Origin of the sequence: Planktothrix pseudagardhii (assembly GCF_904830925.1) — a bacterium.
Lineage (GTDB): Bacteria > Cyanobacteriota > Cyanobacteriia > Cyanobacteriales > Microcoleaceae > Planktothrix > Planktothrix tepida.
Window position 1 is genome coordinate 2,841,709 of sequence record NZ_LR882967.1, and the last position, 17,318, is coordinate 2,859,026.

Genomic DNA, 17,318 nt, shown 5'->3' on the forward strand with positions numbered 1-17,318 from the left:
CTCTATTTTGTGAAATTATTATCCACCTATACTTAACCGCCACGCCATTTAAAAATAATCGTCTCCTCAGCTTGCTTAAATTCTATATCAAACAAATCAAACACGACCTCCCTACCTAGAAGAATCTCCTCACAAAAATCCGTTTGTGCCCAAGCGACAGGCGCGGTAAAAATATGACCATCCAATTGTATTTCTACCTGTCGTAATAGATACTCAATACTGCCACCAACTCCTTCTGCTTTATTATTAATTTCTCCTTCCGCCTTAGCACAACCTAAATCCCTCCCTAATTTCTTGGTGATTAAACTGAGTTCAGCGCCAGAATCAACAAGTATTTTCACTTTCACTGCGTTCTGAGACTTCATTATTAACTCATACTTAGGTTGCCAATCGTGAGCTTTTAATGTTCTCATTCTCACAGGATAAAAGCGGATAGGTTCTACAAACTCGCTTTCAAATATACGCTCAATTACATAATCTAGGCTTGATAAGCTTGGAGCGATGCCACTCTTCATTTTGTCATAATCTCGATCATGACTAATCACCCCTTTATTCGTATAAGCGATCCACTGACCCCGATATATTTTTAATTTGGGGCGATTGGCTTTATACCAATCATTAGTTGTTGCATATTCTGGTTCCATTATTAATGCTCTCCCTTGAATAATATCCAGAAAAAGTTGAATACTTGAAGATGATAAGCTAAGATTAGCATATAATTAGGTTAATGGCATAGTCGCGTTGTCCCAAAGCCAGAATCCGATTCAGTCTATAGTAGTCAACACAATTTGGCTTTGATCTTGCCCTACAATTAGGTAAAATAACAAGGTCAGTTTTGACGACTAACTAAGGATTTAGCACCCTGAAATGAAAAAACTAATTGATATTTTAGAAGTGATTAATGTTCCTCTCATCGATTGTCAAGGGTTATTGGCGTTTAATCTGGACGCACCAGAAACCGGAAGCCAAATTGATGCAGAGGCGGTTGAGTTTCGGGGTTGGGTTTTGGGGAAAATGTCTCCGGCGATCGCCGTTGAAGTTGTAGCTCAGGGGAGAGTGCTAAAAACCATTGCGGTGAATGTTCCTCGTCCTGATGTTCTGATTAGTTATCCTCAAGTAGCAGAAGCAGGAATTAGTGGGTTTCGAGCCACCCTAGATTTGAGTAAAATCATTGATCAGCAAGACCAGTTAACAATATATGGGATTTTACGGGATCAGAGTTTGGTTAAGATGGCAGAAGTCAGGGTTAAATTGGGATCAGACTCCTCTATTATGGGGGTTGCCTTACCTCAACAGGATGCTGACTCAGGGTTAGAGGGCATACAGTTGAAGTTACAACGAATTCAAGCGGATTTAGAGCGTTCTAAGGTATTTGTACACACGGTGAAGACCAATTTACAGAACCGTACATAGCTAAATGGTTAAAAGTTAGGAACTTTTCAGGCTGTGAATTGTCCTGTAGCAAGTTCCTCCTATCCATTTTAATGTTGAGATTGTGATAGGATACTTTAAGTTTACCAACCCCCTGGCAAGCAACCCTTAGTTTTTAGAGTGAAATCTATGACGGTGACAGCCTTTCAGCAAGCAAATCAGTTGTTAAGAGAAGGAAAGTTAGAAGAAGCGGTGGTCGCTTATCAAAAAGCGATCACTCAAAATCCGCAGTTTTATGCTGCTTATCAGAATTTAGGGGAAACCTTGGGGAAGTTGGGGCGGTTGGATGAAGCAGTTGAGATGTATCGGAAAGCAATTGAGTTGAAACCCTCGGCGGGTTGGTTGAATCATGAATTAGGGTTTTTATTGGATAAACAGGGTACAAAGAAACAGGAACTTCAACATGATGATCTTTTACTGTCAAAGATACAAAAAGTTGTACATTCGGGACTGCCGGAATTTGGGTATGAACTGATTTCCGTTTTACCGTATGCCTACTATCTGTATGAACAGAAAATTTTAAAGCAGACAATATCAGGTAAAGATACAAAACCTTTATATTTTTTCAGCCCATCACATATAGAGTTAGAGCAAAAGCGATCTTGGAGCAATGTTCAAAAGCTTCAGGAGTCTCGCTTTCCTAATATCCATATCCATCAACGCCAGCTAGACTGGAACCTTTTTTCTCCGCCTCCTCTTAAGAAATACTATCAAAATACAGCCATTCGTTTTTCAAAGCCAACTTTAGTTATTTGCAATCGATATAACTCTGAGTGGGAAGGAGAACCGATAAATTATATTAATCCCAAAACGCTTCGTACACTTTTTGAAATCTTCCACAAAGATTATCAGATAGTATATGTGAATCAAATTTTCTTTGGCCCCTCGTATGAAGATGATGCAGAGCCAATGCACCTTAATGAAATGAATATAGTCACAGATTTTTCTGAGGATGTAATCACTATATTAGACATCATGAATCTTTATCCCAACAGTTCAGTTAATGAACTTCAGTGTAGAATTTATGCGGGATGTGAGAGGTTTATTTCCAGCAATGGAGGATTTGGTATTCTTTGCTCATATTTTGGAGGTGAAAACGTTATATTTTCCAAAATCTGTCGTGAGCTAGATCCATCCGTAAACTCATTTTATGCTTGGTACAGTCGATTTTCCAAAGCGACCATATCAGTTGTAAAAACAGAAGGAGAACTATTAAATATATGTAAAAGAAAGTGGATTGATAAGACTCCTTTATTTAATATAATTATTCGTACCAGTGGAAGGCCAAATTATTTTCACGATTGTATGAAATCTATTTATAATCAATCTTACAAAAATGTAAATATAATCGTTGGTGTAGATGACGAAAAAAATATTGGTTATATACAGGGTCATGCTTGCACAATAGTTCCACTGGAGAAACATACCGGGGAACCACTACTTCCTCCTCGCAAAAGTTCAGAGTATGGAGTGTGGTTCCCTTATAATATCTATTTAAACCAACTATTAGAATATGCTCGTGTTGGTTACGTTATCTATTTGGATGATGATGATTGCTTTGCCTCGGATGACTCTCTTTCAGAGTTGGCATCTATAATTCTTGAAACTAAAGCCGAACTAATCTTTTGGAGAGTTCTTTTCCCTGATGGTTTAATTGTCCCCTCTGATATTAACTGGGAAAAGCGAACTCCAGTTAACAGAGATATGTCCGGGATCGGTTTTTGCCATTCAACGGATGTTATCCCTACTTGGGAACCTTGGAAGCGAGGAGATTATCGTGTAGCCAAATACCTGACAGAAAATACCCAAAAAGAATATTGGTTTAACCATATAATCACTACCACTCAAAGGGAAAAGGCAGGTGGGTATGGCTTGAAAGATGATAAAACTTTTATTCAATCAAGTCGAAATCCACCTTTGGCAATAGTTATAAGTGCTTTTGAAGATAACGATTACTTACAAGAATGCCTTGATTCGATAGTTAATCAATCTATTCCTGATCAATGTCCTGATGTAAGAATTTTAGTTGCCACAGATAGATGTATAAAAAACCGAAAGCTTACTCGTAAATATGCGCCTTATGTAGAGTTTTACTTTCATCCCCAAAACTACGGAAAATACATGATGAAAAATTCGCTTCTCTTAAAAATTTGGAGAAGAGATTCTCTGGTTCTATTTGTTGAGCCAAATGATATTATGCCTCTAGGATTTTTAAATAGCTATTATTCAAAATTTCAAGAGCTACAAACTCAGAATGTGTACTGTAATGAGAGCAATGAGAACTTGTACATTATATTGTGTAATCAATATATTAGTGATTCTACTCAATCGAAAACCTTAGATAATAACATTATACTAGAATCCTTATGCAGAGAGAATGTCCGTTATAATTTTCTCGGTACATCTACAAGAGGGAATGAAAATTTTTTGGCTCTTTATTCTACTCTTGAAAGGCTAGGATTTTTCTTCATAGATGGAGAGAATTTAACCTTAGATTTTATTTTGAGAGCAAAAGCCATGAAGATAAACCTTTATTCTGAAAATGGTTTGCCATATTTTATTAGACGAATTTCTGAATCTTCATTAGTATACTCCTGTGACCAGGAGCAAAGCAGTGAGTATATAGAAAAAGTGATGAGGAAAACAGAGAAGCGATTAGCTGATAAAAAATATGTAGCTGAAAAGAAAGCACTTACCCTTAAACTGTTAACATAGGAATTAAAGGAAAACTAATGAATCAAATCATTGAATCAAAAGATGCCATAGTAAAGCACTGGGAATCCAACAGAGGCAGAAATATTAGACTAAACTGGTGGAAAAATCCCATCGTTCACGAGCATATTAACAGACTTATCCTTGGATATCCCTGTTCGGGCTTATGGGCAGGAACGAGGAAACTAATTCAAGATCAATCTCCCAAAGGTGGCTTTAAATCAGGTATATCTGTAGCATGTGGAATAGGTAGCAAAGAGATGCAGATCATTGAGGACGGTTCTGTGGCTCACTTTGATTGTTATGATCTAAGTCCGAAAAGGATTGAGAAAGGTAGGGAGGATGCGGCTAAAAGGGGGGTTGACTAAGAAAATCGATTTCCATGAATCAGATGTCTTTGCAATAAATTCGTCAGGAAAATATGACTTTGTTTTTTGGAGTCATGCACTACACCATATGATGGATGTCAGACTTGCTTTGGAATGGTCGAAAGATTGCTTGGTCGAAGGAGGAGTGATTGTCATTGATGATTATGTTGGCCCTACTCGAATGCAGTATTCAACGGAAGTATTAAATATCCAATCTAGTATCAGAGCGGCGTTGTCATCTAATCCTAACTTCCTTGTAAATCCATGTAAGCCTGGGGTGAACTTTCCAATCCGATGTAGCAACGTTGACCCAGTAGCACTAGCAACCAAAGATCCTTCTGAATGTGCTGATTCAGGAAGAATTTTGAGTTCAATCAAAGAAGTATTCCCTGATGCAGAAATACGTCTCACTGGCGGCCATGTTTATAACGGAGCACTTGACGGCCTATTTGGAAACTTTGACATCAGCGACCCTACCCATGAGGCTTTCTTACGGGTAATGATGATTCTGGATGAGCAACTTGCCAAGCAAGGATTAACTCAGTTTGCAGTTGCTTGGGCAAGAAAATAGTATCAAGTTTGGCTAATTAGTTATAACATAACTTTTGGGCTCGTTAGACGTAATAGTTATATCAAATATGGTCGGCAGCACGAAGTCGTCCACCGGATTTGATATTATTTAAAGTTTTTGACCCAAAGCTAGAATTCTTTCCCATGTATCAAGTGGCAAATACTTTTTCAGAATTTCCATAGAACTTTCTTTATCTAATGTAGTAGCTTGGCTGGATTTAAGAAGTGTGATGAAAGGCGTAATGTTTACTTCCGTTTTTATATCAATACTAAAAGCATTAATTGAATTTAAATCAAAACTGCAATGACCGACTTTAATATATTTTTTATCGTCTACTTGGACTAATATTAAATTTTCGTAATCTAGGGGATACAGACCCAAATTCAGAAGCCTTTGAGACATTACTTTATCTAGCGTACTGTTTATCTTGATGTCTTTCCATACGCTAAAATTCAGTTTATCAAGCAAAATTCTTGAAAGACATCTTCCCAAACCAGTGGTTTCGCCGAAGCGCCTGACATCTGAGCTATCATATCCCTTCCATAAAAATAGCTGTTGAGTTATCGCATTAAAAAAATAAGCATTCTTTAGGCCCATACATACTAAGCCTTCTCGTAGTTTATCATCATAAAACTCAATCAGATTTTGAGAAACCAAATCATCAGAACCAACAATGATGACTGCATCTGGGTCGTAATTAACGCAATGATTTAGACCATATTCCCACTTAGAGCTTAGGGGTTCATTTGGATATTCCAGGTAATCGAATCCACAAGATTCGCAAAGTTGTCTGGATTTTTCTCCTTCAGAGCCAACTGCTAACAGGTATAGCTGAATTTTGTCTGACAACTTTGTTTTTAGTGTTGCGTAATAAGATAAAACAATTTTTGTTAACTCCGAGCGCTTCCAAACACAAGTGTATAAAACAATTTTGTTGATTTTATTTTGATTTGTAAACTCTGAATTATATAAAGTTGCTGGAATATCCTCTACTACATTACCCCATACTGTTTGGATAATTGGGCGAGCTAGAACGTGACGAATATAGGGAACTACTTTTGAAAACACTTCTCCTCTTTCATCCTGAAAACTAAATTTATTAACCTCTGCTAATATTTGAAAAATATTATCCAACCCCGAGTTTGAAGCTATAATATCTGCACAAATTTCAAAAGCCTTATTATAATTTTTTTGTAACAAACTTTTTCTTGCAATTTCGCATAGATTATTATGATTTCTGATTGCTTTTAGCTCAATATCGGAGACAATCAAATCAAAAATTTTTTGAACACATAAATGATTATACTTTATTTGTGTGGCGTTACATAGCTCGACAATTGACTCATAAAATTGATTTTTTTTTATCAAGGCTTCGCTAATTTTATAATAAGAATAAGCCAGTTTAGGATTGATACTTAAGGATTTGCGAAATAACATAATAGCTTTATCTAGTTGTCCTTTGTGAAGCATAATTTCTCCCAATCCAACATAACCCCAAGAAAAACTAGGGTTTTGTTTGACCAAATTATTATACTCGACCAGAGCTTCATCGAATTGACCTTCTCTTTTAAGCTGATTGGCTTTCTTTATAGAATTTTTTTTAAAATTGGTCTTCATTTTTATTAAAATTAAAATTGTTGAATCATTCTAATTAATTCGCTTGGTTTTTCTAATCCCACCTTCCGACCAATACACACATATATTTGATTCTTCTTGACTTTGCAAATGTAAACATTTTCAATCCTTATCAAGGGTTCATAGCGATTTTTAACTTCCTGCAAAGAATCGAACCATCTGACGTGACCAGCACTATCATAAGAAGGAACACTAAATAAAGTCCATGTGCCTGGTGGAATTTTACTAATTAATTCTAAGTCAAATGAAATATGTTCTAAAAACTCAAACATAGTTACGACCAAATTATCTTTTTTGGGAAAATCAAACTCTCGTAAGTTTTGTTCATAGAAGTTAAACCTATCATCTTGGCTAACCAAAGACTGAGCCATGTTAATTGCTGTATCTGAAAAATCATACCCCTCATATTTCTCCAGAGTATCTAAATTTGAAGCTAATAATGAAGCAAAGTGACCAGGGCCACAACCCAAGTCCATAATATATTTTGGTTGAGATACATAATTTTTAATTTGATTAATGCCTTCGCACCACACTTCATAATAATATTCGATTAATTCAGGTTTTCTCTTATACTTTTCTGAACTTTGATAAACGCTGTTATAAAAATTAGCATCTCTTTCTTGTCCCATAATTTAAGCCTTATATTGGTCTATAGTTTAGTTTTTAGAAGGTATAGCTATTAGTCATAAATTTTACAAATAAGCTGTTATTTGTTTAACTTTTTATAGCACAGAGAGTAAGATAATCATATTGAAAAAAATTAGTTATCCCCCTCTCTCAAATTCATATGATTCTCAGTTAACTCTTACTCTTATTTCCTCAACCACCTTCTGAATCACATCCTCCCTCAACTCCGGCCAAATCGGTAAACTCAAAACCTCCTGAGCTGCCAAATCACTCACTGGACAAGCCTCATACTGTCCTTTATAAACAGGTAACTGGTCTTGGGGTATGGGATAATAGATCATCGTGCCAATTCCTTGTTCAGTTAAATAGTGTTGAACCTGATCCCGTTTTCCTCCTGTAATTCTAACCGTGTACTGATGAAACACATAGCCCTCAGCTAAACCCGGAGTCACCACACCTTCGACATCTGCCAATAATCGATTATAAACCTCAGCCACTCTGCGCCGCCCCTGATTCCACTGATCAATATATTGCAACTTCACCCGTAGAATCGCCGCCTGAATCGTATCCAACCGGGAATTATATCCTAACACTTCATTATGATACTTCTTCTTCGCTCCATGTACCCGCAACATCCCAGCAACTTCCGCAATTTGCTCATCATCCGTAACAATCATTCCTCCATCGCCATAACCCCCCAAATTCTTAGACGGGAAAAACGAAAAAGCACCCACATCACCAATCGTTCCCGTCGGCTTGCCATCATATCTCGCCCCAAAGGACTGAGCACAATCCTCAATCACCTTCAATCCGTACTCTTGGGCAATTGACTGAATCTCTGTCATTGCCGCTGCCTGTCCATACAAATGCACTGGCATAATCGCCTTAGTCCGGGGAGTAATCTTAGCCCGAATCTGCTGGGGGTCAATATTGTAGGTACTAGCCTCAATATCCGCAAATACCACCTTCGCCCCGACATTGCTAATCGATTCTGCCGTTGCAAAAAACGAAAAAGGAGTCGTAATCACCTCATCCCCTTCCCCAATCCCCGCAGCCCGTAAACCAATGACCAAAGCATCCGTACCAGAATTAACACCAATAGCATACTTAACCCCCAGATAAGCCGCCACATCCTGCTCAAACGCCTTAACATCAGGCCCCATAATAAACTGACCCGACTCAATCACCCGATTGATAGCAGCCTGAATCTCCCCTTTAATACTGTCGTATTGAGGTTTTAAATCTAAAACTGGAATCTTAGTCTGACTCATTTTTTTGTTTTCCTTCCCTTAAACTTGCTTAACTTCAACAGCACAAACCTTTTGATACTTTACCCCAATGGAATCAACAGCGTACCCCTCAGCATCAAACTCCAAAACATCCCCATAAGCACTCATCCAACCGATCAGTTTAGCAGGTACTCCCGCCACCATTCCGAATGCTGGAACATCTTTCGTGACAACTGCCCCCGCCGCCACAAACGCACATTCATGTAACGTAATTCCACAAACAATCGTGGCATTTGCCCCAATACTTGCACCTCGTTTTACCAAAGTAGTTAAATAATCATTACTGGTATTGCGAGGAAACTCAGAACGAGGGGTTTTAATATTGGTAAATACCATACTGGGGCCACAAAACACATAATCCTCCAGAATTACACCCTCATAAAGAGACACATTATTCTGAATTTTGCACCCATTCCCAATAACTACATTATTACTCACTAACACATTCTGACCGAGAGAACAATTTTTTCCTATCTTGGCTTTACCCATTACATGGCAGAAATGCCAAATTTTAGTTCCCTCTCCCACTTTTGCCCCATCATCCAAATAAGCTGATTCATGAACAAAATAGTCAGCCATGTTTTAATAACTCCGTCGCTTTCTCTAAAATTTCTACTACCGCAACTCCATTCCAGCCATCAGAATGGGGACGTTGACGAGTTTTAACACAGTCTAGAAAATGCTCACACTCAATCTTCAAAGGTTGAGTATCAGCCACTTCCACCTGATAACTGCCTTGATCACGGTTGTTTAAATTTTCATCCACTCCTTTGTCATAAACGGTAATTTGTTGGGATACTTCGTCATAAACGAGCATTTGCTTTTCAGCAATAACAATTGTTTTTCGTTCTAAGGTTGGCCAGTACCAAGAAGAATGAATATGAGCCGTTTGTCCTCCTTCAAACTCAAGATCAACATAAACATTATCTTCAATTCCCGGCTGTAACAAAGCTTGGCCACTCGCCCGGACTTGTTTAAGCTGAGGTTGACCGAGTAACTCTAAGACAACGGAAATATCATGGGGAGCAAACGACCACCATACATTTTCCTCTCGACGAACTTTCCCTAGTTTAGCCCGTTGAGTCATCACATGAAAGACTTTTCCTGCCTTACCACTGGCTAAATACTCCTGCATCCAAGTAATTGCAGGTTGATAAAGTAACAGATGACCCACCATCAGGATGCGTGACTGTTGCTCCGCATATTCAGCTAAATGCCTAGCCTCTTCGGTTCGCAATGTCATCGGTTTTTCAACAAAGACATCCTTACCTGCTTCTAGTGCCATGAGAGCAAGTTGGTAATGGGTTGAAGCAGGTGTAGCTAAGACAACGGCAGGTACAGTCTCTGTCAACGCTTGTTGATAGTTCTCATAGAGGGGTAAATCTGGATAAGTTGCTGCGATCTTACTCCTTAAGTCGGGATTCACCTCAACGACTCCTGCGAGAGCGCCCAAATCCTGAAAATTGCGGATTAAATTTCTGCCCCAATTCCCCGCACCAACAACAATGACTTGATTCACAGTAACGTTACCTTTTCCTCATGATCTTTTAACTGTCGAGTAACACCTCTAGTATCTAAAACCGCTTGTGCTTTTTCGACTAGGTGATAGTAGTCAATTTGACTATGATCCGTCAAAATCAAGATCAAGTCAGCCGAAGCTATCACATCATCAGTTAATTCTACCGAAGATAGTGTCCTCTCTCCAATGTTAAGACTCGGTACATAGGGGTCATGATAAAATAGAGTGGCTCCATCCTCTAGTAAATACTCCATCACAACAATTGCTGGGGACTCTCGCCAATCTTCAATATCTTTTTTGTAGGCGGCACCGATGATCAGGATCTGAGATTTTGAGACACTCATCCCTTTTTGATTTAAGACCCGCCAGGTTTTGTGCCTGACAAACTCTGGCATTTGGCGATTGACTTCACCCGCTAAGGCAATAAAGTGGGTATTAAAGTTAAACTCTTTTGCTTTCCACTCCAGATAGTGGGGATCAAGGGGAATACAATGACCTCCCACCCCAGGCCCTGGATAAAAGGGCATGATCCCAAACGGCTTGGTGTTCGCAGCGTCTAGCACTTCCCAAACATTGAGGTTCATGCGATCGCATAAAATAGCCAATTCATTTACTAGGGCAATATTAACGGCTCTAAAGGTATTTTCAAAGACTTTGACTAATTCAGCCACTTTAGCATTGCTGACAGGAACAATATTAAGGATAGTTTGCTGATAAAATAAAACCGCAACATCCAAAGAATTAGCATCGGATGCCCCAACCACTTTATTGGTGTTATGGGTTGTATAACGTTTATTTCCAGGGTCAACCCGCTCAGGAGAATGAGCCAGAAAGAAATCTTCCCCTTGCTTTAATCCACTCACTTCTTCTAAAATTGGCTTAATTACTTCATCAGTCGTGCCTGGATAAGTCGTAGATTCAAGAGTGATTAACTGGCCGGGTCGTAAGTGATTCGCTATCTCCCTGGTTACTGATTCAATGTAACTCAAGTTCGGGGTTAAATTCTTAGTTAACGGGGTGGGAACACAAATAACAATGGCATCAGAGTCAGCCACGTTATCAAAATTAGTCACTGCCTTCAATTTCCCCCTAGCAACAACTTGCTTTAATTCCTCATCTTTGACATCACTAATATAATTGTCAGCTAGATTAACTTTCTCGGCTCTGATGGGATTTTGTTCAATACCCACCACCGAAAAACCTACCTTAGCTTTTTCAACAGCAAAAGGCAAACCCACATATCCTAAACCCACCACTGAGAGGGTCGCAGTGTGATTTTTTATCTTATCTTTGATTGACTCCAAAGACTCATTTATATTATTCATTGAATTGGTAATTCTAAGATTGAATTTGCGGTTGAATTAGCTTGAATACAGAATGCGATTCTGGTTCCGAGACCCTACGCGATCACCTCATCTAATTTCCCTTCCCGTTTTAGTCGGTTAGCACTTCTAATCAACTCACTGACATTCATAAACTCACCAGATCGAACTTCCAGTATCCCTATTATCCCACAATTACGCGATCGCACGCACTCAAATCTGCCAAGGTTATCTTTACCCACAACTGAGTGACTCACCACAACCCACCCCAAAGAACTTGAAATCAGGTTTGCATAGACTCCCATTTTAACCATGTTTTTTTGATGGATAGAGTTGATAAAATTTTTCGATTTGTTCTTCTGTGTAAAAGTGTTGTGCATACTGAGACGATAGACATCTCTTGATATATTCTCGACTCAAGACCAACTTCATCCTAAATTCTAAATATTTTTTATTATACCATTTTTGGGAAGTTAAATTATGATTTTCTAACTTGAATTTTTCTAGTTGAGCAAAATTTTTCATAATATTTTCTTTCTCAGCATCTTGTAACTCCACTTGCATCACTAAAATATGATATTTATTGTGAATATAAGTTTTCCATCCCAGTCTAGAAAATGGAGTCGCATAAATATCAAAACCCAGTTGATCTCGAAACTCTTTTTCAAACCATTTTAAAGGATAAGTTGGATCAAGACTGATAAATTTATCAATCATTTCATTAACATCTAACTCACTAATCTGTATTTTTGTCAGGGTTGGATAGTATCTCTCTATATTTTGAAAGAACCCTGAAATATTAACTTCGATTGGATTTCGGACAAGAGATATAATTTTAAGATGCTGATTTAACCAATTATTTAATACAAACAAACTATCTCGGCAATGTCCTCTATCTAAGTTGTTCCTAATAAAACTTTCGTTTAAAAAATGAATATCATAAACATTGGCATCTCCTACATACTTCTTTAAGGAGTTTGAAATGGAAGTAGATGCTACTTTTCCCATTGTGTAAATCAACCATTTTTGTGAATTAACGGAAGCTAATTTATTGTTTAATGCTGTCTTATACGAAAAACTCACTGTCACTATATCTTGCAAATAAACCGATAATTTATCTTGACTTATATCAATTACCGAACCAGATACTTCGGTTTGTATTCTTCTAATAAATAGATTTGCCTTGTGATGATTAGGAATAATATCTATTAAACTTTTTAAAGCCGTAATTGCATCATTAATTCTACCCAGCCTCGCCAAACTAACAGCCTTTCCGTAATATAACCCGACTTGATCAGGACGAAACGCAATACACTGTTCAAACAATTGCAAAGCTTCTATGTTATTACCTGTATTCAGTTTCTCTAAAGCTTGCTTTCTAATCCCATGAAAATACTGTCTTCCACTTAATCGATGATGATCTATTACTCTCTCTGCTTCCGAATCACGAACCAATTTAGTCGGATGATTTAAGGGGAACGAAACAACTTCTAACGGCAGATTGGCAATTTCATCAAACTCGTTAGTGGTATGGGCTGCATCTACTCCAAAGCCAATATTAGAAATCAAGTTAACATTTGATCCAACACACAAACCCTGATGCAAAAAGCAAGTAAAACTCCACGCCCATCCCCAAGAATTAAACCCCTCATAAACCAGGTCAAATATCTTCGACCAATACTGAACCGCCCGTTCATTTCCTAGTAAATTATCTAACCACTTAGTTTCCCGAAGTTTCGGCCAAACCTTCAGACTGCCATCATACAATTTCCATGCTCTACGCCAAGTTGCCCAACCACAGTAAAATGTATAGCAGGACAAATAGTAACTATATTTCTGAGATTGATAACCGTGAGTATTTTCGCCTAAAATTTGCATCACCTGAGTCTCATCCTGATATCGTTCCAACAACTCCTGACAAAAGTAAAAAAATGTCAGGTCAGGTACACAATCATCCTCTAATATAATCGCCTCTTCCACCCGCTCAAAAACCCAGTCTAACCCACTAGAAACCCGTTTTTTACAGCCCAAATTAATATCTGAGTAATTTTTGAAAACCTGACAATTCCAATCTACTTGCTCAATAATAGCCCTTGTTGCTGCACATTTTTCAACTTCTTCAGGATATTCAACTCTAGGGCCATCAGCAATGACAAATAACTGACGGGGTTGTAATTGTCTAATTACCTGGAAAACTTGCTGGGTCGTATGAGGTCTTTTAAAAAGCATCAAAACGACAGGAGTTGTTAAGGGCGACTGATTCATAGTAACTTAAAGAATTCAAAAATTTAATAATATTCCTAATTTTATCATCCCTATCCCTATTTATCATTATTCCAACTTCATCCAGAAATCTTGATCGGTTTGATAATTAGGTTGTCTTCGGGTATTGGTTCTTGATCAGCCAAAAGACTATCAATATATAATTCCATTGCCTCTGTTATATTAACTAATGCTTCCTCAAAGTTATCCCCTTGACTATGACAACCTTTGAACACAGGACAGAAAGCATGATAACCTCCATCCGGTTCTTTTTCAAAAATAACCGTATAGTTATAAATCCCTTGAACTGAATTAGTCATTATTCTCACCTGTTTAATAATTTAACTGTCAAAGTATTACAATTCAACCTTTTTTGAGCAATTCACAACTTGTTGTTAATTAATTATAGATTATAATAGGGGTTTATTTCCCGAGTTGAGAGAGAGGAGAATCTACAGAAAATGCTTTATAAGATTCCATTACTGCTCTCACCACAACCTGAAGGGGGATTTACGGTCACATCCCCATTATTACCAGAACTTCTGACCGAGGGTGACACCGTTGAGGAAGCTCTGGCCAATGTTCAGGATGCTCTAGCTGCTGTGGTTGAGATTTATGAGGATTTAGGACGAGCTTTGCCTCTAAATCTCTGCGTTGCTGATGCTAACCATTCCCTGTGGCTAGAAACTCTAGTTTGTGTAGACGCGGTTTCAACCGCCTTTGTTTAAAGCTTTAATTATTCCCAATCTTGGCTAGTATCGCAAATAAAACTATCTGCGAGAACTTCCTCAAACTTGTATGGGCATTTGGCTGGAAAAGTTCTCAATGGCAGGTTTGTTTCTCGTAGTGCCAAATCAACCCCTGCCTCAAAGCCATCTTCTAAAGCATCAACAATGGGAGACTTTAAGCTAGGATTACGATGAAAATGGCGATTAACTGCGCGGCGTTGTTCCCTGATGGCCAGAAACCAACTGCGAGAACGGTTTTCGGGTTGATATTCCCATTTGAGGAGATGAGCTAACAAGACACTGAGACGGCTGACCAATTCTCGATACTCCTGTCTCCCTAAAGCTTCTATTTCCTCCTGTAAGTTTTGCCAGTCCAATTCTGATATTTGTTTCTCTGCTAATACTTTGACTTGCCACTGTGTCCAGCCATAAAAATCTTGTTCATATTGTGAAACTGTTTCAGAATTCATAACATCGCTCCTTTAATTTAGTCATTCAATTAATCCTAACCAAGCTTGCAAAGACTGCTCTAAACGTTCTGCATCTTCATCAGATAGCTTGCCAATCGCCTGAATAATTAAGCTTTCATGAACTGTATATAAACCCCGCTTCACCACTGTAGGTACATTTAATCCTGCTGCCGACCAATCAGAAAGCAAAAACTCCCCATCAAGCAAGGATTCTGTTTTGCTTGTTAGAGGGACAATCAAAATATCTTGAGATGGATGTGGGGCATTGACCACAACTGCTGGTCTGACCTTTGAATTAGACAAATCTGAAAACGGATAGCGAACCAGAATGACATCATTTTTTGAGCAACTCGGCATAAACATCATCCTCAGCGTTATCCCAAACTGCATTTAACGAAATCTTACTTGCTTGAAGCCAAAATTCAGATTCATCATCAGGAATCAGAGTTATTAGCACTTGCGTTCCTTCCACTAACTCTGATGGCTCTAGCAATTCGATTTTCCCTTGTTTAACTGTACCCCAAAACGTTTTTAACATACTTACCTCTTATAAATCATACCCCACGATAACATCTACGCGAACGCAAAATATCTTGACCTCTAAATAACAGGATAAAAGCAGTTATTAGCGGGTTCTGTTGGTTCTATTCGACTCCCTGATACAATAAAACCCGTTCATCTTTCAACTCCAACCACCCCTCCATGAAACTCGACTTCTCCAACCTCTGCCAACAACACAGCATAGCCCCACGCGGGATTATTTTTATTGGTGCTTCCGATGGTAAAACCCTTAAACGGCTTAACCTTCCCGACACGGTTAAAACCCTGATCATTGATGCCAACCCCAGCACTGTTGAACGCCTACAAACCAACTTTGCTGAGAGTCCTAATGTTCAAGTCGTCCAAGCTGCTATTGCCAACCATAATGACACCGTTACCCTCCATCTAACTTCCCTTGAGTCTAGCAGTTCCATCCTACTGTGGAAACGGTACAGCGAAATTTACCCAAATATCAAAGAAACTCAACAACTCACCCTCCCCTCCCGTACTTTGGATAGTCTTCTCGAAGAACTCCATCTGTCTCCCATTGACTTTAATATCCTGATTCTTGATATCCAAGGCGCTGAACTTTTGGCGTTAGAAGGTGCTAACCAACTTCTCAATACCCTGGATGCTGTTTATACCACTGTTCATTATCAGGAACTATTTGAAGGAGGTGCATTAGTAGAACAAGTTGATCAGTTCCTTGCTGATTATCAATTTCAACGGGTAGCAGAAGTCAGTCCCTACCATCCCGCTTGGGGAGAAGCCTTCTATGTCCGTCAAACCCTTGAAACTGAGGACGTAGTTAATCCGGTTAAACCTTTATCCCAAACCTCCCAACTTCTTCAGGAAACCCAAGAACAGCTAGAAACTTTACAGTCCCAGTACCAAGAGGTTTTGGTCACGTTGGAGCAGACTCAAGTTCAACTACAACAGAGTACAGAAAATTTAACTGAGTTACAATCCCAACGGGATCAAATGTTAGTCGAGTTAGAACAGTCTCAAACCGACCTGAAACAAACTCAAACTCAACTCCAACAATCTCAAACCGACCTCAAACAATCTCAATCTCAACAGGAACAATTACAAACTGACCTCAAACAATCTCAAACTGACCTCAAACAATTACAAACTGAACTCCAACAATCTCAAACGGAACTCCAACAATCTCAAACTGACCTCAAACAATCTCAAACTCAACTCGAACAATTACAAACTCAACTCCAACAATCTCAAACCGACCTCAAACAATCTCAATCTCAACAGGAACAATTACAAACTGACCTCAAACAATCTCAGTCTCAACTCGAACAATTACAAACGGAACTCGAACAATTACAAACGGAACTCCAACAATCTCAAACTGACCTCAAACAATCTCAGTCTCAACTCGAACAATTACAAACGGAACTCCAACAATCTCAGTCTCAACACCAACAATTACAAACTCAACTCCAACAATCTCAGTCTCAACACCAACAATTACAAACTCAACTCCAACAATCTCAAACCGACCTCAAACAATCTCAATCTCAACTCGAACAAACCCGAAAAGAATCTGATCAGTCCCGTTCTGAACTGCATGAAGTTCGAGAAGAATTAGAGTTAACTCAATTTCAACTCGATGAAGTTCAGGTTGAGTTAGAACAATATGTTGCTCAGTTCCATCAACAGAAAGAAGAACTCACTAAACTGCAAACCGAACTCGAACAAACTAAAATGCTCTTAACTCAAGCTCAACAAAAACCAGAAATAACTGTTACTAAAAAATCAAAATCTGATAATGCAGCAATGGTTAAATTATTGGCAAAAGTTCTTGCAGAAACCCTTGAAGATTAATC

General features: G+C 38.5%; 18 protein-coding genes. 6 read left to right on the plus strand and 12 right to left on the minus strand.

What is annotated here, in order from left to right:
• Nucleotides 1-32 precede the first annotated feature (32 nt).
• Complete coding sequence (locus NMK36_RS12020; RefSeq protein WP_254173798.1) at nucleotides 33-644, minus strand: retropepsin-like aspartic protease; 612 nt, start codon at nucleotides 642-644, stop codon at nucleotides 33-35.
• Between the two features lie 223 nt (nucleotides 645-867).
• Between NMK36_RS12020 and NMK36_RS12025 the strand changes: the two genes are divergently transcribed.
• The 4 genes from NMK36_RS12025 to NMK36_RS12040 all read left to right on the plus strand — a co-directional run bounded on the left by NMK36_RS12025 (nucleotide 868) and on the right by NMK36_RS12040 (nucleotide 5,082).
• Nucleotides 868-1,413, plus strand: coding sequence for a hypothetical protein (locus NMK36_RS12025; protein WP_254173799.1), 546 nt, complete (start codon nucleotides 868-870; stop codon nucleotides 1,411-1,413).
• Nucleotides 1,414-1,560: 147 nt separating this feature from the next.
• The gene (locus NMK36_RS12030) at nucleotides 1,561-4,146 is read left to right on the plus strand and encodes a tetratricopeptide repeat protein (protein ID WP_254173800.1); all 2,586 of its coding nucleotides are present in this window, start codon (nucleotides 1,561-1,563) and stop codon (nucleotides 4,144-4,146) included.
• Between the two features lie 17 nt (nucleotides 4,147-4,163).
• Entirely contained in the window at nucleotides 4,164-4,511 is a 348-nt protein-coding gene (locus tag NMK36_RS12035; RefSeq protein ID WP_254173801.1) for a class I SAM-dependent methyltransferase, read from the plus strand.
• Nucleotides 4,486-5,082, plus strand: coding sequence for a class I SAM-dependent methyltransferase (locus NMK36_RS12040; RefSeq protein ID WP_254173802.1), 597 nt, complete (start codon nucleotides 4,486-4,488; stop codon nucleotides 5,080-5,082). The genes NMK36_RS12035 and NMK36_RS12040 overlap by 26 nt, the downstream gene beginning before the upstream one ends.
• A 108-nt stretch (nucleotides 5,083-5,190) precedes the next feature.
• Here NMK36_RS12040 and NMK36_RS12045 read toward each other — a convergent pair whose 3' ends face one another.
• From NMK36_RS12045 to NMK36_RS12080, 8 genes are all read right to left on the minus strand, one after another.
• Nucleotides 5,191-6,699, minus strand: coding sequence for a tetratricopeptide repeat protein (locus NMK36_RS12045; RefSeq protein ID WP_254173803.1), 1,509 nt, complete (start codon nucleotides 6,697-6,699; stop codon nucleotides 5,191-5,193).
• Between the two features lie 11 nt (nucleotides 6,700-6,710).
• Nucleotides 6,711-7,346 carry a class I SAM-dependent methyltransferase gene (locus NMK36_RS12050; RefSeq protein WP_254173804.1) on the minus strand — a complete coding sequence of 212 codons (636 nt, stop codon included), beginning with the start codon at nucleotides 7,344-7,346 and terminating at the stop codon, nucleotides 6,711-6,713.
• Between the two features lie 165 nt (nucleotides 7,347-7,511).
• Nucleotides 7,512-8,615 carry a DegT/DnrJ/EryC1/StrS family aminotransferase gene (locus tag NMK36_RS12055; protein WP_254173805.1) on the minus strand — a complete coding sequence of 368 codons (1,104 nt, stop codon included), beginning with the start codon at nucleotides 8,613-8,615 and terminating at the stop codon, nucleotides 7,512-7,514.
• Between the two features lie 18 nt (nucleotides 8,616-8,633).
• Nucleotides 8,634-9,212, minus strand: a complete 579-nt coding sequence (locus tag NMK36_RS12060) for an acyltransferase (protein ID WP_254173806.1) — start codon at nucleotides 9,210-9,212, stop codon at nucleotides 8,634-8,636.
• The gene (locus NMK36_RS12065; protein ID WP_254173807.1) at nucleotides 9,205-10,152 is read right to left on the minus strand and encodes a Gfo/Idh/MocA family protein; all 948 of its coding nucleotides are present in this window, start codon (nucleotides 10,150-10,152) and stop codon (nucleotides 9,205-9,207) included. The genes NMK36_RS12060 and NMK36_RS12065 overlap by 8 nt, the downstream gene beginning before the upstream one ends.
• Complete coding sequence (locus tag NMK36_RS12070) at nucleotides 10,149-11,477, minus strand: nucleotide sugar dehydrogenase (RefSeq protein ID WP_254173808.1); 1,329 nt, start codon at nucleotides 11,475-11,477, stop codon at nucleotides 10,149-10,151. Before NMK36_RS12070 ends, NMK36_RS12065 begins: the two co-directional genes overlap by 4 nt.
• Nucleotides 11,478-11,780: 303 nt before the next feature.
• Complete coding sequence (locus NMK36_RS12075; protein ID WP_254173809.1) at nucleotides 11,781-13,739, minus strand: putative capsular polysaccharide synthesis family protein; 1,959 nt, start codon at nucleotides 13,737-13,739, stop codon at nucleotides 11,781-11,783.
• 77 nt (nucleotides 13,740-13,816) lie between these two features.
• The gene (locus NMK36_RS12080; RefSeq protein ID WP_254173810.1) at nucleotides 13,817-14,056 is read right to left on the minus strand and encodes a type II toxin-antitoxin system HicB family antitoxin; all 240 of its coding nucleotides are present in this window, start codon (nucleotides 14,054-14,056) and stop codon (nucleotides 13,817-13,819) included.
• Nucleotides 14,057-14,197: 141 nt separating this feature from the next.
• Here NMK36_RS12080 and NMK36_RS12085 point away from each other — a divergent pair, with 141 nt between their 5' ends.
• On the plus strand, nucleotides 14,198-14,464 hold the full coding sequence (locus NMK36_RS12085) for a type II toxin-antitoxin system HicB family antitoxin (RefSeq protein WP_254173811.1): 267 nt from the start codon (nucleotides 14,198-14,200) through the stop codon (nucleotides 14,462-14,464).
• A gap of 8 nt (nucleotides 14,465-14,472) precedes the next feature.
• Here NMK36_RS12085 and NMK36_RS12090 read toward each other — a convergent pair whose 3' ends face one another.
• Genes NMK36_RS12090 through NMK36_RS12100 form a run of 3 tightly spaced genes read right to left on the minus strand, consistent with a single transcriptional unit; the run spans nucleotide 14,473 to nucleotide 15,472 of the window.
• Nucleotides 14,473-14,934: a DUF29 domain-containing protein gene (locus tag NMK36_RS12090; RefSeq protein WP_254173812.1), complete on the minus strand. Its 462-nt coding sequence runs from the start codon at nucleotides 14,932-14,934 to the stop codon at nucleotides 14,473-14,475.
• A 21-nt stretch (nucleotides 14,935-14,955) separates the two neighbouring features.
• Complete coding sequence (locus tag NMK36_RS12095; protein ID WP_190521401.1) at nucleotides 14,956-15,291, minus strand: type II toxin-antitoxin system PemK/MazF family toxin; 336 nt, start codon at nucleotides 15,289-15,291, stop codon at nucleotides 14,956-14,958.
• Nucleotides 15,269-15,472, minus strand: a complete 204-nt coding sequence (locus tag NMK36_RS12100; protein WP_072721552.1) for a hypothetical protein — start codon at nucleotides 15,470-15,472, stop codon at nucleotides 15,269-15,271. Before NMK36_RS12100 ends, NMK36_RS12095 begins: the two co-directional genes overlap by 23 nt.
• Nucleotides 15,473-15,636: 164 nt before the next feature.
• Here NMK36_RS12100 and NMK36_RS12105 point away from each other — a divergent pair, with 164 nt between their 5' ends.
• Complete coding sequence (locus NMK36_RS12105) at nucleotides 15,637-17,316, plus strand: FkbM family methyltransferase (RefSeq protein WP_254173813.1); 1,680 nt, start codon at nucleotides 15,637-15,639, stop codon at nucleotides 17,314-17,316.
• Nucleotides 17,317-17,318: the final 2 nt, after the last annotated feature.

Excerpts from the sequence above, each read along its gene's own strand:
- NMK36_RS12070 (WP_254173808.1), bottom strand. The coding sequence starts at position 11,477 with ATGAATAATATAAATGAGTCTTTGGAGTCAATCAAAGATAAGATAAAA.
- NMK36_RS12050 (WP_254173804.1), bottom strand. The coding sequence starts at position 7,346 with ATGGGACAAGAAAGAGATGCTAATTTTTATAACAGCGTTTATCAAAGT.
- NMK36_RS12095 (WP_190521401.1), bottom strand. The coding sequence starts at position 15,291 with ATGCCGAGTTGCTCAAAAAATGATGTCATTCTGGTTCGCTATCCGTTT.
- NMK36_RS12100 (WP_072721552.1), bottom strand. The coding sequence starts at position 15,472 with ATGTTAAAAACGTTTTGGGGTACAGTTAAACAAGGGAAAATCGAATTG.
- NMK36_RS12040 (WP_254173802.1), top strand. The coding sequence starts at position 4,486 with ATGCGGCTAAAAGGGGGGTTGACTAAGAAAATCGATTTCCATGAATCA.
- NMK36_RS12085 (WP_254173811.1), top strand. The coding sequence starts at position 14,198 with ATGCTTTATAAGATTCCATTACTGCTCTCACCACAACCTGAAGGGGGA.
- NMK36_RS12035 (WP_254173801.1), top strand. The coding sequence starts at position 4,164 with ATGAATCAAATCATTGAATCAAAAGATGCCATAGTAAAGCACTGGGAA.
- NMK36_RS12075 (WP_254173809.1), bottom strand. The coding sequence starts at position 13,739 with ATGAATCAGTCGCCCTTAACAACTCCTGTCGTTTTGATGCTTTTTAAA.
- NMK36_RS12020 (WP_254173798.1), bottom strand. The coding sequence starts at position 644 with ATGGAACCAGAATATGCAACAACTAATGATTGGTATAAAGCCAATCGC.
- NMK36_RS12055 (WP_254173805.1), bottom strand. The coding sequence starts at position 8,615 with ATGAGTCAGACTAAGATTCCAGTTTTAGATTTAAAACCTCAATACGAC.
- NMK36_RS12105 (WP_254173813.1), top strand. The coding sequence starts at position 15,637 with ATGAAACTCGACTTCTCCAACCTCTGCCAACAACACAGCATAGCCCCA.
- NMK36_RS12045 (WP_254173803.1), bottom strand. The coding sequence starts at position 6,699 with ATGAAGACCAATTTTAAAAAAAATTCTATAAAGAAAGCCAATCAGCTT.
- NMK36_RS12090 (WP_254173812.1), bottom strand. The coding sequence starts at position 14,934 with ATGAATTCTGAAACAGTTTCACAATATGAACAAGATTTTTATGGCTGG.
- NMK36_RS12025 (WP_254173799.1), top strand. The coding sequence starts at position 868 with ATGAAAAAACTAATTGATATTTTAGAAGTGATTAATGTTCCTCTCATC.
- NMK36_RS12030 (WP_254173800.1), top strand. The coding sequence starts at position 1,561 with ATGACGGTGACAGCCTTTCAGCAAGCAAATCAGTTGTTAAGAGAAGGA.
- NMK36_RS12060 (WP_254173806.1), bottom strand. The coding sequence starts at position 9,212 with ATGGCTGACTATTTTGTTCATGAATCAGCTTATTTGGATGATGGGGCA.
- NMK36_RS12080 (WP_254173810.1), bottom strand. The coding sequence starts at position 14,056 with ATGACTAATTCAGTTCAAGGGATTTATAACTATACGGTTATTTTTGAA.